This is a genomic window from Deltaproteobacteria bacterium, from assembly GCA_016183175.1.
Taxonomy (GTDB): domain Bacteria; phylum UBA10199; class UBA10199; order UBA10199; family SBBF01; genus JACPFC01.
The window spans coordinates 73,204-87,523 of sequence record JACPFC010000026.1; the positions used below are offsets into that span (position 1 = coordinate 73,204).

At 55.4% G+C, this 14,320-nt stretch carries 14 protein-coding genes; 11 read left to right on the forward strand and 3 right to left on the reverse strand.

The annotated features are described in order from the left end of the window. Nucleotides 1-36 precede the first annotated feature (36 nt). Together HYU99_03340 and HYU99_03345 are read right to left on the reverse strand one after the other, a co-directional pair. Complete coding sequence (locus HYU99_03340; GenBank protein ID MBI2339391.1) at nt 37-543, reverse strand: hypothetical protein; 507 nt, start codon at nt 541-543, stop codon at nt 37-39. A gap of 2 nt (nt 544-545) precedes the next feature. Next, a complete protein-coding gene (locus HYU99_03345; GenBank protein MBI2339392.1) occupies nt 546-1,850 on the reverse strand; it encodes a UDP-glucose/GDP-mannose dehydrogenase family protein in 1,305 nt (434 codons plus the stop codon). Between the two features lie 107 nt (nt 1,851-1,957). Here HYU99_03345 and lsrF point away from each other — a divergent pair, with 107 nt between their 5' ends. Beyond that, nucleotides 1,958-2,734: a 3-hydroxy-5-phosphonooxypentane-2,4-dione thiolase gene (lsrF, locus tag HYU99_03350; GenBank protein ID MBI2339393.1), complete on the forward strand. Its 777-nt coding sequence runs from the start codon at nt 1,958-1,960 to the stop codon at nt 2,732-2,734. After that, nucleotides 2,731-3,759: an alcohol dehydrogenase catalytic domain-containing protein gene (locus HYU99_03355; GenBank protein ID MBI2339394.1), complete on the forward strand. Its 1,029-nt coding sequence runs from the start codon at nt 2,731-2,733 to the stop codon at nt 3,757-3,759. Before lsrF ends, HYU99_03355 begins: the two co-directional genes overlap by 4 nt. 71 nt (nt 3,760-3,830) lie before the next feature. On the opposite strand, the gene HYU99_03360 is transcribed toward HYU99_03355, so the two are convergent. Continuing rightward, on the reverse strand, nt 3,831-4,859 hold the full coding sequence (locus tag HYU99_03360; protein MBI2339395.1) for an alcohol dehydrogenase catalytic domain-containing protein: 1,029 nt from the start codon (nt 4,857-4,859) through the stop codon (nt 3,831-3,833). A gap of 145 nt (nt 4,860-5,004) precedes the next feature. Here HYU99_03360 and HYU99_03365 point away from each other — a divergent pair, with 145 nt between their 5' ends. The 9 genes from HYU99_03365 (at nt 5,005) to HYU99_03405 (ending at nt 14,320) form a co-directional block, all read left to right on the forward strand. Further along, nucleotides 5,005-6,627 carry a ChaN family lipoprotein gene (locus HYU99_03365; protein MBI2339396.1) on the forward strand — a complete coding sequence of 541 codons (1,623 nt, stop codon included), beginning with the start codon at nt 5,005-5,007 and terminating at the stop codon, nt 6,625-6,627. Between the two features lie 7 nt (nt 6,628-6,634). Continuing rightward, complete coding sequence (locus HYU99_03370; protein ID MBI2339397.1) at nt 6,635-7,192, forward strand: DUF177 domain-containing protein; 558 nt, start codon at nt 6,635-6,637, stop codon at nt 7,190-7,192. Nucleotides 7,193-7,244: 52 nt separating this feature from the next. After that, nucleotides 7,245-7,427, forward strand: coding sequence for a 50S ribosomal protein L32 (gene rpmF, locus HYU99_03375; GenBank protein ID MBI2339398.1), 183 nt, complete (start codon nt 7,245-7,247; stop codon nt 7,425-7,427). A gap of 11 nt (nt 7,428-7,438) precedes the next feature. Further along, nucleotides 7,439-7,693 (forward strand): acyl carrier protein, encoded by a 255-nt coding sequence (acpP, locus tag HYU99_03380; protein ID MBI2339399.1) that lies wholly within the window; start codon nt 7,439-7,441, stop codon nt 7,691-7,693. Nucleotides 7,694-7,699: 6 nt separating this feature from the next. Next, a complete protein-coding gene (gene rpiB, locus HYU99_03385) occupies nt 7,700-8,149 on the forward strand; it encodes a ribose 5-phosphate isomerase B (protein MBI2339400.1) in 450 nt (149 codons plus the stop codon). Between the two features lie 90 nt (nt 8,150-8,239). After that, nucleotides 8,240-9,481 carry a serine hydroxymethyltransferase gene (locus tag HYU99_03390; protein ID MBI2339401.1) on the forward strand — a complete coding sequence of 414 codons (1,242 nt, stop codon included), beginning with the start codon at nt 8,240-8,242 and terminating at the stop codon, nt 9,479-9,481. A 113-nt stretch (nt 9,482-9,594) separates the two neighbouring features. Further along, on the forward strand, nt 9,595-10,053 hold the full coding sequence (nrdR, locus tag HYU99_03395; protein MBI2339402.1) for a transcriptional repressor NrdR: 459 nt from the start codon (nt 9,595-9,597) through the stop codon (nt 10,051-10,053). A gap of 141 nt (nt 10,054-10,194) precedes the next feature. Further along, nucleotides 10,195-11,310 carry a bifunctional diaminohydroxyphosphoribosylaminopyrimidine deaminase/5-amino-6-(5-phosphoribosylamino)uracil reductase RibD gene (gene ribD / locus HYU99_03400; protein MBI2339403.1) on the forward strand — a complete coding sequence of 372 codons (1,116 nt, stop codon included), beginning with the start codon at nt 10,195-10,197 and terminating at the stop codon, nt 11,308-11,310. Between the two features lie 166 nt (nt 11,311-11,476). Beyond that, nucleotides 11,477-14,320: a hypothetical protein gene (locus tag HYU99_03405; GenBank protein ID MBI2339404.1), complete on the forward strand. Its 2,844-nt coding sequence runs from the start codon at nt 11,477-11,479 to the stop codon at nt 14,318-14,320.

Consider the following 14,320-nt stretch of genomic DNA (forward strand, 5'->3'; position numbering starts at 1 on the left):
GTAGATTACCATGGTCAATGACTATAGTCAACACTGTCATGCGACCTTCAGTTTTTCCACCTCTGTCCAATGTACCGTGGCGTGCATTTCGTAGTTGATCAGTTTCAAAAGGACCTGCACCCGCCCACAGGCGGGAACCGGTTTTTCGATGATTCCGATCAGTTCTTTAAGCATCCCTTTCCGCACCCGAATCCGGTCGCCCCTCTTTAAAAATGTCTGCCGTTCGATGATCCCGTTGTCATTGGCGTGGGAGCGGATGGTCTGGATAATCTCATCCGACATCGGGACCGGCCTGTTTTCGAACGTGATCACTTTGTTGACGCCGCGCGTGTATTTGACGAGATGGAAATTCCGGTCCTCGCCGAAGTCGGTGTGAACGAACAGATAAGAGGGGAAGAGGGGGGCGGTCCGGAAAAAGGAGGTTGTCGACCGGTACATCAGGTCTTTGATGACGGGATAAAAAGTTTCAAATCCCCCCTGTTTGAGGAGTCGGCAGACATCGTTTTCGCGCCGGGGTTTGGCCTGGACGACATACCATTTCATATTTATACCCCAATCCCATAATAAGTGAACCCCAACTCCTTCAGATGGCTGGCATTCAGAATATTCCGCCCGTCAAAAACCACCGGTTGTCCCATTATTTTTTTCATCCGCTCGTAATCGGGGCTCCGGAATTCATTCCAGTCGGCGGCGATGACAAGGGCGTCGGCGCCGGTCAGGCAATCGTAGCTTGATTTTTCACAGGAAATTTTCGGACCGTAGATTTTTTGGGCGCGGGACATGGCCTGCGGATCGAAGGCCGAAACGCGGCAGTCCGCTTCCAGCAACTGTTCAATCAAAACCAGGGCGGGTGATTCGCGGATGTCATCGGTCTTGGCCTTGAAGGCCAGCCCCCAAACGGCCATTTTGAGCCCTTTCAATTTTTCTTTCCCCCCAAAGTGGCGGATGATTTTTTCAGGCAGAACCTTTTTCTGCCTCTTGTTGGCCTCGCCCGCGGAATGGACGACTTCAAGGGGCACGCCCCATTCCCGCCCCATGTTCAAAAGCGCGGCCACATCCTTGGGAAAGCAGGAGCCTCCGTAACCCATTCCGGGAAAAAGAAAGGCGGAGCCGATGCGCGGGTCGCTTCCGATCCCCTGGCGCACATCATTGATATTTGCCCCCGCCCTTTCGCACAGATTGGCCATTTCGTTCATAAAGGAGATGCGTGTGACCAGCATGGCGTTGGCGGCATACTTTGTCAGCTCGGCGCTCCGCCGGCTCATGACGATCAAACGATCCCTCCGCCGCGTGAAGGGGGCGTACAATTCACGGAGGAGAGGTTCGATAGGGTCGTGATCGAGCCCCACGACAATCCGGTCGGGCTTCATGAAGTCGTTGACCGCATCCCCCTCTTTCAAAAATTCCGGATTCGAAAAGACGACAAAAGGATGGCTTAATTTTTCCCGGAAGACCGCCTCGATCTTTTCGCCGGTCCCCACAGGCACGGTGCTTTTGGTGCCGAGGAGGATCTTCTTTTTGGCGACCCCGGCAATGCCGAAGGCGACATCCAGCACATGCGAAAGATCGGCCGAACCGTCTTCGTTGGGGGGGGTTCCGACGGCGATAAAGCAGACCTCCGATTTGTTGACCCCTTCGGACAAATCGGTGGTAAAGCGGAGACGCCCCTCGCGGCGGTTGAACCGGACCATCGGTTCCAGTCCCGGCTCGAAAATAGGGATGCGCCCCTCATTGAGGTCGGCAACCTTTTTTTCGTCGACATCCACGCAGATGACATCGTTTCCCGCTTCCGCAAAACAGGCGCCGGTGACAAGTCCCACGTAGCCGGTTCCGATGATGCAAATTTTCATGGCAGGGTTCTTATATTGAACCTCATGGAGAGAAGCAAGAAAGGAATAGACTGCCGGCAACATTCGGTTGACAGCAAAGGAGGCTTTAGTTTAATCATGCAAATCCAATGTCTTGGGGCCTTCAAAATCGTCTCTCGCAGATCATCAGGCCGGACACAGGCAGAACGGTGATGCTGGCGGTGGATCACGGTTATTTTCTGGGGCCGACTTCCGGCCTGGAAAATCCGGGCAAGACGATCGCACCGCTTCTCCCTTACGCCGACAGCATGATGCTGACCCGCGGGGTCTTGCGCACCTCGGTGGATCCACGCCTTGCCAAGCCTGTTATCTTAAGGGTTTCCGGGGGCTCCAGCATTTTGAAGGAGCTTTCCAACGAAGAGATCACCACCACCATCGAAGAGGCGATTCGTTTGAATGTGTCTGCCGTCACCTGCTCCATCTTTGTCGGCGCCGAGTACGAAAAACAGACGCTCCTGAATCTGGCCCATCTGGTGAACGAGGCTGAAGCCTGCGGCATTCCGGTCCTTGCCGTCACCGCAGTCGGGAAAGAAATGGTCCGCGATGCCCGTTATCTGGCCCTTGCCTGCAGGATCGCGGCCGAACTGGGGGCCCATTTCGTCAAAACGTATTATTGCAAAGACTTTGATCAGGTTGTCGGTTCCTGTCCGGTTCCTGTCGTGATCGCCGGCGGGAAAAAAACGCCCGAACGGGAGGCCCTTGAGTTAAGCTGGAACGCCGTCAACGAAGGGGCCGTGGGGGTCGACATGGGGCGCAATATTTTTCAGTCCGAAAATCCGGTTTCCATGATTCAAGCCGTCAGAGCCATTGTCCACGAAAAAGCCACGGTCGATAAGGCCTATCGATTGTTTTTCTCCCGTCCATGAAAGTTGCCGTCTATTATAACAATCGGGACATCCGCATTGAAGAGCGTCCGGTTCCCTCCGTGAAAGAGGGGGAACTCCTGATCAAGATCCATTCCGCGAGCATCTGCGGAAGCGACGTTACGGAATGGTACCGTGTGGAAAAGGTCGGCCGGGTCCTCGGCCATGAGATAGCGGGCGAAGTTGCGGAAGTGGGCGCTGGGGTTGCCGCCTACAAAAAGGGGGACCGCGTTGTCGCCTCCCATCATGTCCCCTGCTATCAATGCCACTACTGCCGGCTGGGGCACCACACCTTGTGCAGTACGCTCAAGACGACCAATTTCGATCCCGGCGGTTTTGCCCAATTAATCCGTCTTCCCGCCATTAATGTCCGCCATGGCGTGTATCGTCTTCCGGATCATGTGTCGTACGAGGAGGGAACCTTCACCGAACCGCTGGCCTGCGCCATCCGCGGCCAGCGAAAGGCCGATGTCCGAAAGGGGCAAACGGTGCTCATCATCGGGAGCGGGATTTCCGGACTTCTTCACCTTCTCCTGGCCAGGGCCAATGGAATCGACCGCATCAGCGCCGTGGATATCGATGAATCGAGGCTTAAGGCGGCCGGGGATTTCGGCGCCGACCAAGTTTGGCACGCCTCGGAGGACATCGGCAAAAGGCTTCTTGAGTGGAACGAAAACCGCCTTGCCGATTGCGTCATCGTCTGTTCGGGGGCAGAGACCTCGATCAGGCAGGCGCTCGACTGCGTCGGCCTTGGCGGAACCGTTTTGTTCTTTGCACTTATCGGCCCCGACTGTGTTTTTCCCATGCCGATGAACCGCATTTTCTGGCAAAAAGGGGCGACCCTCATGAATTCCTACGCCGCGAGCCCGGAAGACCACCATGAGTCCCTTGAACTCATCGGTTCCGGAAGGATCCCCGTCAGGAAGATGATCACCCATCGTCTGCCGTTGGGCCGGATCGGGGAAGGTTTTCAACTTGCGGCGGAGGCCAAAAAATCGCTGAAGGTGATTATTGATCCGAATAATTAAATCGGGGGCTTTGCCGCTGGCGCCCCCGTACCCCCCGTTCGCTCGCGCTTCATTACTCCGACGCTTGCTCACTAAGGTATAATTGCGATCTTGAGCGGATTGGTGGGCATCCCTTTTCTGAAGATCTGATGGAGTTCGCCGAGCCTCTTTTCTCCCTGAATCAACGCTTCGATGTTGATCTTTCCCTCCGCGATCAACCCCAGCGATTTTTCAAAGTGGTAAGGGGTGTGGTGAAAGACGCCATGGCAGGAAATTTCATCGTAATGAAGCCGGTGGGTATCCAGGGAAACATGCGTCCCTTTGGCGCATCCGCCGTAAAACCAGACGCTTCCCCCTTTTCGGACAAGTTCGGCGGCCAGCTCCCATGTTGCCGGTTGACCCGCGGCGTCAATGACGATATCGGGCCCCCGGTTATCGGTGAGCTTGAGGATTTCCTTTTGAAATCCCTCCTGCAAAATCGAAAAGGTGTGATTGGCCCCAAGCCTGTGTGCCAGGTTCAATTTTTCTTCGCCCCGTCCGATGACGATCAATTTGATGCTACGGAGTCTGCACAACTGGGTGAACAGGAGGCCGCAGGTGCCGGCGCCGATGACACACAGGGTTTGCCCCTCTTTTAGCGGAAGACGGTCAAAGCAATGCAGGACGCAGGCCAGCGGTTCCGTTAATGCGGCCTCCTTGAAGGAAAGTGGGCCGGGAATTTTGTAGAGATTTTTTTCAACAATTTGGGCGGGAACGCGGATGTATTCCGCATAGGCCCCGTTTAAAAATTCAAGGTTTTCGCACAGGTTCCACCTTTGTTCCCGGCAGAAAAAACATCCACCGCAGGGGGCCGAATTGGCCGCCACGACGCGATCCCCTTCCCGAAAGCCTTTAACCGCCGGACCGATCTCCGCAATCGCGCCGGCAAGCTCGTGCCCAAAAGGAGAGGGGAGGTTTTTGACCAGAACCGGATGCCCCTGGCGAAAAAGCTTGAAGTCGGTGCCGCAGGTCAGCGCCGTGCCGACTTTGATCAAGACCTCTCCCGGACCGACGCGGGGCACATCGACTTCTTCAATCCGGATTTGTTCGGGGCCGTACCAGAGGGCCGCTTGCATTTTCATAATTTTGCATGTTTTCTTCTGCGGCGTTGCACCACACGTCACATGATTTGGATCCGCCACGCCGTTGTAAATTACTTGAGCAGGTGTTCTTTTAAATCTTTCGGCCTTGCTTGTCAACGACGGAGTCGGAGGATAGAATAGGCCCGTGCCTCCCCTTTCCCCCCGCCAGGAACTTCTTCGGCTTCAGAAGCGGATTTTTCTCAAGAACAGGCAAATCATCGGGGCCTCCGTCATTCATTCCGACCGGTCATTTACGGCTTACGAAGAGCGATACTTGAAAGGAGTGCGAAATTTCAAGTCGGCCGCGGGCGTGGAAGAGGTTGTCGAGGCGATGGCGAAGGCCGACATCATCTACGTGGGGGATTACCATACGCTCAACCAGTCACAGAGGTCTTTTTTGCGCGTGCTCCGGTCGTTTATCCCGAGGACGCGAAAATTTTGCATCGGGTTGGAGGTCATCGGGTGGCGGCATCAGGAGTTTTTGATGCAATATGTGCAGGGCCGGATCGGCGACCGGACCTTCCTGAAAAAAATCGGTTTCCGGGAACACTGGTTTTTCGACTTGTGGGATCACTTCCGCCCGATATTCGATTTTGCCCGGTATCACCGGATTCCCCTCTACGGCATCGAGGCTTATCCCCAGGACGGAGCCGGGCTTCAGAGGCGGGATGCCGGTTGTGCGCGGCTCATTCATGAGATTTACCGGGAAGACCCGACGCGAAAGATTTTTGTGTTCATCGGCGATTTGCACCTCGCCCGGGCGCACCTCCCCGCCGAGGTCAACCGGGTTTTCAAAAGGGAGGGGATTCGGCCCAAAACCGTCACGCTGTTCCAAAACAGCGCATCCATCTACTGGAAGCTGGCCGAAAAAGGGATGGAGCATCAGGCGCAGGTCGTCAAAATTTCGGAAAACGAATTTTGCCGGATGCACACCCCCCCGATTATCGCCCAGCAGTCGTATCTCAACTGGCTGGAGCATGAGGAGGGGGTGTTCGACTATGCCGACGCCAAGCAGACTTTTATGGACTATGTCGACCAGATCGCCGGTTTTTTGGGCCTTTCTGCCGGCCCCGAAAAGGAGAATGTGGAGGTTTTTACCTGCGGCGATTTGAGTTTTTTGAGGAAACTTGGGGAGTCGGGGCAATTTTCCCCCCGCGAACTGCGGGAGATCAAGCGGCAGATATTGCGATCGGAGAGCTATTACATTCCCCGGATGAAATATGTCTATCTCGCCGATGTCTCCATCAACCACGCCTCCGAGGAGGCCTCGCACTATCTCAAGAACCTGTGCTCCGGCGAGGAATTCGCGCGGCCGATGCAGGACGCCTTTTACGCCAATGCCCTCCACGAGGCGGTCGGTTTTTTCGGCTCCCGGATCATCAACCACCGCCGAAAGTGCCGCCGCCCCTCGGAGTACGTAAAACTGATCCGTTATTTAAGCCGCAACCGCCGGGCCTTGAAGGGGAGAGAGCTGGAATTTCAGACCGCGATTCTTTTTCTGGATCATGAGCGAAAGGCGAAGAAGGGCGTTGCCTTTCACCCCAACACAATCAAGTCTCTGTCCACCGACCTGTTTTTATCGGTGACCCACGCGATTGGGTATTCTCTCGGGGAAAGGATGTTCCACGGACTTTTGGGAGGGCAGTTGACCAAGGGCTATGCCCGCGAGCTTTTTTACGATCCCATGGAGGAGGAGGGGGAGCCGGTGAGGAGATATTTTGAATTGCTGAAAAAATTGAAGGGGGTGAAACTGCCGAAGAGGGTTTAGGGTTTTTATGAAACTTACCGTCTCTTCAATTCCGCTCGAAGGCCAAACCATCGAGCTGACACCTCGTTTAAGCTGGTTATGCGAGATCGTCGCCGAGGCGCTCTCCGGGTTAAACGGCTCCGCCGAAAGCCTTGCGGGAAGTTTGAGCCTGAACCGCGTGGACAGGATTGTGAGCCTCCGGGGGGAGATGGGTGTCGACATCAATCCGGCCTGCGACCGCTGTCTGACGGCGTTTGTTCAAAGACTGCATGTGCCTCTGCATATCGATTTGTCTCCCCGGACGGAAATCGGCGATTCCGCCGGCTCCCCGTGGAGTGATGAAGAAATGGAGACGAGCGCCGCCGACCTCGATTTCAGCTTTTACCAGGAGCCTGAAATAGATCTTAAGGAGATCATCCGCGAGCAGGTGGTCCTGGCCCTTCCGCTTCAATTTCTTTGCGCCGAAAATTGCCGCGGTCTCTGCCCCCGGTGCGGCGCGAATCTCAATGTCGAGCTGTGCCGTTGCCTGCCCGACAATCCGGCCGATCCGCGATGGGGCCCCCTCAAAAAATGGAAGCAGGCTTGACACCAAACCGGGGGCGTAGTAATCGGTTCAGCTTCTTTTTTTGGAGTAGAAAATGTCAATTCCCAAGCGCCGTGTCTCCAAGTCCAAACGAAATATGCGCCGTTCACACGATGCCTTGAAGGCGATTTCGCTGTCGGTCTGCCCCCGGTGCCGGTTGCCCAAACCTGCACATCGCGTCTGTATTCACTGCGGTTATTACCGCGACCGTGAAGTCATCAAAATGGACCAGGTATAGCGAGGATGGATATGTCTACCAGAAAACGCGCCCAGGCGATTGAAACGCGAATCAAGGAAATCATCGCCGAACAGCTCGGATTAAAGGAAGAAGAAATCAAAAACGAGGCCTCCTTTTTGGACGACCTTGGCGCCGATTCGCTGGACATCGTGGAACTGGTGATGGCGATGGAAGAGGAATTCGAGATGGAAATCCCCGACGAAGACGCCGAAAAAATTCTCAAGGTGCAGGACGCCGTCGATTATGTGGTTAACAAGAGTCAGTGAGTTTTTATGAAACTCATCATCGCCTGCGACCATGGCGGTTACCTCCTCAAGAAAGAAATTCTCAACGCCCTGAAAGAATCCAAAATCGCCTTTGAAGATCTGGGTTGCGATTCCGAAAATTCGGTCGATTATCCCGATTACGCCGGCCTTGTCGCTTCGAGGGTTTCCAGGGGGGAGGCCGACCGGGGGATCCTGGTCTGCGGCACCGGCGTCGGCATGGCGATTGCCGCCAACAAGTTCAGGGGGGTGCGGGCGGCGGCCCTGACCGATCCGTTTTCCGCCCGGATGGCCCGTGAACACAACGATCTGAATGTCCTCTGCCTCGGTGGGCGGGTGATGGGGCCCGGGCCGGCCAAAGAACTGGTGGAGATATTTTTGAACACGCCGTTTGCGGGGGGGAGGCACGAGGCTCGAATTTCGAAAATCAAGAAACTGGAGCAGAAGAATTGTAAATAATTGTGCCCGCGGGCCCGCGTTCCCGTGTAAACACGGGCACCCAGGCACCCGGGCACACAGGCACACAGGCACTTAAGACACCCAGGCACGATGAACCGTCAGTCTTTAAAACAATTCGACCCCGAAATTTACGACGCGATCCAAAAAGAAATCGACCGGCAGTCGTCCACGCTTGAGATGATCGCCTCGGAAAATTTTGTATCCCCGGCGGTGCTGGAGGCGCTTGGTTCCGTCATGACCAACAAGTATGCCGAGGGGTATCCGCACAAGCGCTACTACGGCGGATGTGAATTTGTCGACCAGGCCGAGGATCTGGCGATCGAACGGGCCAAAAAACTCTTCGGCGCCGACCATGCCAATGTCCAGCCGCACAGCGGCTCGCAGGCCAACATGGCGGTCTATCTGGCGGCATGCAAACCGGGAGACACGGTGATGGGGCAGAACCTGTCCGAGGGGGGGCATTTGACCCACGGCTCGCCGGTTAATTTTTCCGGTCAACTGTTCAAGGTCGTTTCCTACGGCCTGCATCCCGATACGGGGCGCCTCGACTACGACCGGATTCGCGATTTGGCCAGGGAGCACCGCCCCAAGCTTATTGTCTGCGGCGCCTCCGCCTACCCGCGCCAAATCGATTTCAAAATCTTTCGCGAAGTAGCCGACGAGGTGGGGGCCCAGGTGATGGCGGATATCGCCCATCCGGCCGGTCTTGTGGCGGCCGGTCTCCATCCCAACCCTATCCCCCATTGCGAATATGTCACCACCACGACGCACAAAACTCTCCGCGGTCCCAGAGGGGGGATGATCCTCTGCCGCGAGGCGGCGGCCAAAGAGGTGAACAGGAAAATTTTTCCCGGCATTCAGGGGGGGCCGCTCATGCATGTCATCGCCGCCAAGGCGGTGGCCTTTAAGGAGGCGCTGGAGCCTTCGTTCAAAGAATATTGCGGACAGATCATCAAAAATGCGCAAGCCCTCGCCAAAATATTTCTCGATTCCGGCTACAACCTCGTTTCGGGGGGGACCGACAATCATCTCATCCTTGTCGATCTGAAGAAGAGGACCATTTCCGGAAAAGACGCGGAAGAGGCGCTGGGGAAGGCGGGCATCACCGTCAACAAGAACACCGTCCCCTTTGATCCCCGTTCCCCCTTTGTCACCAGCGGCATTCGTGTCGGCACACCGGCCTTGACCACCCGCGGCATGAAGGAGGCCGAGATGAAACAGATCGGCGCCTGGATGGTCGAGGTTTTAAACGATATTGCCGACGGGAAAAAACTCGCTGAGGTGCATAAAAACGTCGAAGAATTGTGCAAGAGGTTCCCGTTGTACCGATGATAATTAAGCGAACAATCCGGCTTTGCCGGTTGTGAGCGCGGGGGCATTGTGAGGCCGAGCCGTAACAGTAATGCGAGTAGCCACCATCGAGGCCGAACAGGGCCCCCATTATAATGAAATGCCCCTTTTGCAACCACCCCGAAAGCAAGGTCATCGATTCCCGTGAATCGGGGGAGGGGGACATTATCCGCCGGCGGCGCGAATGCGAGGCCTGCCAGAGGCGCTATACAACCTACGAACGAATCGAAGAGATTCTGCCGCTGATCGTCAAAAAAGACGGCCGGCGCGAGCCGTACGACCGCCTGAAAATCGTGAACGGCCTTAAAAAGGCGTGCGAAAAAAGGCCGGTTCCGGCGGAGGTGATCGAGGGGATCGCCGACGAGATCGAACAGGCCCTCCAGGAAAACGGCGAAAAGGAGGTTTCCTCCCGTTTTATCGGCCAGAGGATCATGTCGTCCCTGCAAAAAATCGACCCCGTGGCCTATGTCCGTTTTGCCTCCGTCTACCGTTCGTTCAAGGATGTGAATGAATTCATGGAGGAGTTGAAGGGGATTGTGGAGGGAAAAAAGTAAAATGACAAAGTTCAAATGTCAAAGGAAACTCCAAAAAAACAATGTCAAAAAAAACCTTTGTTGTTTGCTTTTTTGGCATTCCTTTGGAATTTGAACTTTGAACTTTGACATTTTAATATGGTTAAGCGCGATGTTTATTTCATGTCCCGGTGCCTCCAGTTGGCCCAAAAGGCCGCTGGACACACATCCCCCAATCCTTTGGTCGGCGCTGTCATCGTCAAAAATGGCAAACTCCTCGCCGGAGGCTACCACCACAAAGCGGGTCTGCCTCACGCCGAGATTGAAGCCCTGAAAAAAATCAGCTTTAGGGCGGAAGGCGCTACCCTCTATTGCAACCTCGAACCCTGTTTTCACCACGGCCGGACGCCGCCGTGCGTTCATCCGATTATTAAGAGCGGCATCAAACGGGTGGTGATCGCCCACCGCGACCCGAATCCGCTGGTTGCTGGAAGATCGGTCCGCCTCCTTAAAAAATCGGGGATTCAGGTCACCGAAGGGGTTTTGGAAAAAGAGGCGCGGCATTTGAACCGGTTTTTTCTGACTTGGGTGACAAAGAAAAGGCCGTATGTGATTTTGAAGGCAGGGGTGAGCCTCGATGGAAAAATTGCAGGAGGGAAAAAATGGATCACCAGTCCCCCCTCCCGCCGCCGTGTCCATCAACTCCGTTCCCAAGTTGACGCTATTCTGGTCGGCGCACACACAATCAGAACCGACAACCCGCGTTTAAACGTTCGGGGAATCAAGGGAGCGAAACAGCCCTTAAGGATTATCTTAGGGAGTAGGCGTCAGATTCCTGTAAATGCAAGAATTTTTGCGGGGATCCAGCCATGTCCCCCTGAAAATCTGGATTCCCGCTTGCGCGGGAATGACAGATTGATGTTTTTTAGAGGTGCCCTACCGACCCTTATGCGAAAACTGGCCCGGCGAAACGTAACCTCGATTCTGGTAGAAGGGGGGGCCAAGGTTTTTGCCTCGTTTATCAAAAATAGCCTTTGCGACGAGCTCATCCTCTTTATCGCCCCGAAAATTTTGGGACCAAGTGCCCTTGATGTCTTTCCGCCATCACTGCTGAAAAAATTTCCATTTAAGATTTCCTCAATAACCCCTTCCGGCCCAGACTTGGAGGTTCGGTTTGGGACAAAGAAAAAAGGGGCTATTGCCAAGGCCTGCCAAAATGCCAATAAGGATGCGAAAACCAATCGGTTGATCCGGGAGTGGCAGGGTTTTGACGAAAAAGCGGATGGTGAATGGAAATGACCGGAAAATTTCCAAGACGGGGAGATATCCGGGGACATTGTCAGCTCGTAAGGTTTACTTTCCATAAAATTTATTAATTAAAAAACCGCGCAACTTTTTCGGCGTTGCGCCGATAATCGGATTAAATCCCTGGCAGGTTGCCGTTTTTTGATTTAGGGCACAAACAATGGCCGACTTATTTTCACCCCTTTCCTTTGCGGGCTCTGCCGTTTCCGCTCTTGCTACTTATGCCCGTGCAGAGGTCGCTGAATATCTCGACGAAAACCTCTCTCCGGCAAAACTTGCCGGCGAGGCGCTCCGTAACGGCAAAGAATATCTCGATCTCATCGGAGACGCCGCGCGTTTTCTTCCGGCGCCGTTTAGCCCCTCTCCCATCCTTGCCTCCACCTCAACAGCGGGCGACGGCTCCGTCACAGGAGGGGGCGGTGTCGAGGAGGCAGGGCCGACTTCCGGCGTTACTGAAGCCCCTCCGGCAGACGTGGCAGACCCACCGGCCGCGGCGCCGGAAGATCCGGCGCTTACGGATGAGGTAATTGGCCAGCGCCTCCAACGTTACGGCCTCCAAAACAATGAGTTTAACCGAAGGGCCTACCGTCAGGCCTACAACATCGGCAAAAGGGATGTCCCGCTCGATCTGACCGACGCGCAGATAAAAAAAATGGGGCTGACCGATCTCCCCAAGACAGTGAAGGGTGTTCCCGTCTGGGACATCGACCATACCAATTTCTTCTGGCGGCAATCGATTCCCACCACGGCTCTGGACTATGTCATCGGACAAATTGACGGTTTCCTGGAAAGAATGCATTCCCCCCTTCGCTGGAAAGGCGAAGCCCCCATTGTTGTCAATAATCAGTGGGGGGCGGGGCGCCAGGCCATGTTGCTGGGCTTTGCCGACGGTTCCGAAAAAGTCATTCCCGTTGACAGCCGCGGATTTCCTTGGCGGCTGGCCGATCTCTCCATGCAATCGCCCGCCTTTGCCAAAGCCCTTTTGGGGATCGAACCCGAAGAGATGAACCGGATGAAAATCGAACGGGGGCATGACGCCACCCGTGAGGAGCTGATTCGAAAAGTCCGGACGGCGCCCAATATTTTCACGTATGAGAATCTGCCGGCCGTGGTCAAGGAGGCCTTCGACCAGTATACGCGCAATCCCGAAGAGATGACCCCGGCCGAGTGGCTTGTCGTCGCATTGGAAACCAGAAAACCGGGAAGTTCCAAGACCAAACCGTGGTATTATCACGTCGTTGGCGAAAGGGTGATGGTAGCGCTTCACTCTCTGGGAGTGGGCCATGTGGACGACCGGCGGGAAACAGCCAGAAACGTCACGACGCCCGCCGCGCGAAGCCGTATTGTCCTCCTCACAAACCCCGAAGAGGTGGGAGAATTTGCCTGGGGAGGGGCCGCTACGATTCAGGCCGACCTTGTCAGGGGGACCTCGACGCATCAGACTTCCCTCATCCTTCAGGCGGTGGAACGACTCACACTCCCGTTGACGGGGGAAGATGCCTCCTCCGGGGAGACTGCACAGGATGCGTTGCGCACCGGGGAGCAGGTGATCCAGATCCCCCTTTCACGCGGTGCAGGGGAGAAAAGCGTCATTGTCCTGCGCGTGCCGAAACCGCTTCCGGAAGGATCCTACGACTCCTCGGCTGACACGGTAATCATGTATGTCCCGTCTGTTGATTTTAATAAACAGTATTTCGGTTCGAAAAGTCAGGCCCGCGGAACCATGGTCCGGGCGCACCTGGATGGCGCTACCCCTCCCATGAGGTTGTCGACGGAATATATCCGTTATCTCGCCTCCAAGGGGGGATTTTCCATGCTGGAGATGGGGGGTTCTCTTTATCTCGCAAAAAGCCTGGTTGGAGAGGAGATGGATTGGCGGGAGGTGGGGCCGGAGGTCGGCATTTTTTCGGCCTTTGGGTTAGTGGGGGGTGCGATGGGGGAGCTCCGTTTTTACCGGGGACCTTTCGCCAACATCCTGACCCCCTTTGCCGCCATGTCGGCGGTGCAGGTCTATTACCACCGCGAGGTGACGCCGGTGGCCAACGCCGGAGTGGCCGGCGGTTTTGCCTTGGCGCACTGGGGGGCCCATCGCTTCATCACCCAGCCGTTCATTGTCCAGCCGCTGGGGGCCCGTGCCATCCGTGCCATGCAAGCCGGCGAAGCGGGCAAGGCGCGTCTGGTGCAGATGGGCATGAGGGGAGCCGCCGGCGCGGTGAGCTTTGGCCTTTCCACCGTCCTTTTTACCGGTTTGGAGTGGTGGGCCCGCGACAGCAGGATTGAATATTATGAAAATTTCCGCCAAAACATAACCGACCGTCTCCTGAACAGTTATGTTGATTACCGCAAAAAGGCCTCTGTTCTGGAGGCAAAGGCCGCACGGGGAGAGGCAATATCGTCGGGAGAATCTGGGGAAGTCGATCGCCTCTTTAGCGGCTTTGAAGAAAATTTGGGGGACTCCGCCAATACCCCCTATCTGGTTGCAGGCGATTTTCCCGACATTGAAGGGAAACACTACATCGAATCGCAGATTCAATATGCAACGCTCGGCAGAGAACTGGAACAGGAGGGGGATGAATATGTCCGGACCACCCTCTATGAAAAGGGGTTTTCGGTCGGCCAAACCGACCTGATCAAGGCGGAACTGGACAAATATTTTAAAGACTCTGGAAAATTGGAAGAATTAAACCGCGCCAAACAGACTGCCGAGCGGGCAACAAAGGTGCTGGAGGCAAGACGGATGCAGAAGGTGATCGTGGATCAGGAACATCTGGAAGAGGCGGGAAACGAAATTTTAGGCCGGCTTGAGGGGAAGGTTTCCCTCGAAGAGGTCAAGGCCGTTTTTGAAGGGCTTAAAGGATACGAGCTGGCCTATGTCTGCGCCATGCTCCTTGAAAAGGAGCGCGGGAGAAGGGGGGAGTTTTTGAAGAGCCTCCCGGAGCGACCGATAGGGCCGGAACTGCCTGCTCAAGAGGTCGAGCCGAAGAAAGGATTGGAAGGAGAGTAA

Coding starts and splice junctions, on each gene's coding strand:
- HYU99_03340 (MBI2339391.1), bottom strand. CDS start 543: ATGAAATGGTATGTCGTCCAGGCCAAACCCCGGCGCGAAAACGATGTC.
- HYU99_03345 (MBI2339392.1), bottom strand. CDS start 1,850: ATGAAAATTTGCATCATCGGAACCGGCTACGTGGGACTTGTCACCGGC.
- lsrF (MBI2339393.1), top strand. CDS start 1,958: ATGTCTTGGGGCCTTCAAAATCGTCTCTCGCAGATCATCAGGCCGGAC.
- HYU99_03355 (MBI2339394.1), top strand. CDS start 2,731: ATGAAAGTTGCCGTCTATTATAACAATCGGGACATCCGCATTGAAGAG.
- HYU99_03360 (MBI2339395.1), bottom strand. CDS start 4,859: ATGAAAATGCAAGCGGCCCTCTGGTACGGCCCCGAACAAATCCGGATT.
- HYU99_03370 (MBI2339397.1), top strand. CDS start 6,635: ATGAAACTTACCGTCTCTTCAATTCCGCTCGAAGGCCAAACCATCGAG.
- rpmF (MBI2339398.1), top strand. CDS start 7,245: ATGTCAATTCCCAAGCGCCGTGTCTCCAAGTCCAAACGAAATATGCGC.
- acpP (MBI2339399.1), top strand. CDS start 7,439: ATGTCTACCAGAAAACGCGCCCAGGCGATTGAAACGCGAATCAAGGAA.
- rpiB (MBI2339400.1), top strand. CDS start 7,700: ATGAAACTCATCATCGCCTGCGACCATGGCGGTTACCTCCTCAAGAAA.
- HYU99_03390 (MBI2339401.1), top strand. CDS start 8,240: ATGAACCGTCAGTCTTTAAAACAATTCGACCCCGAAATTTACGACGCG.
- nrdR (MBI2339402.1), top strand. CDS start 9,595: ATGAAATGCCCCTTTTGCAACCACCCCGAAAGCAAGGTCATCGATTCC.
- ribD (MBI2339403.1), top strand. CDS start 10,195: ATGTCCCGGTGCCTCCAGTTGGCCCAAAAGGCCGCTGGACACACATCC.
- HYU99_03405 (MBI2339404.1), top strand. CDS start 11,477: ATGGCCGACTTATTTTCACCCCTTTCCTTTGCGGGCTCTGCCGTTTCC.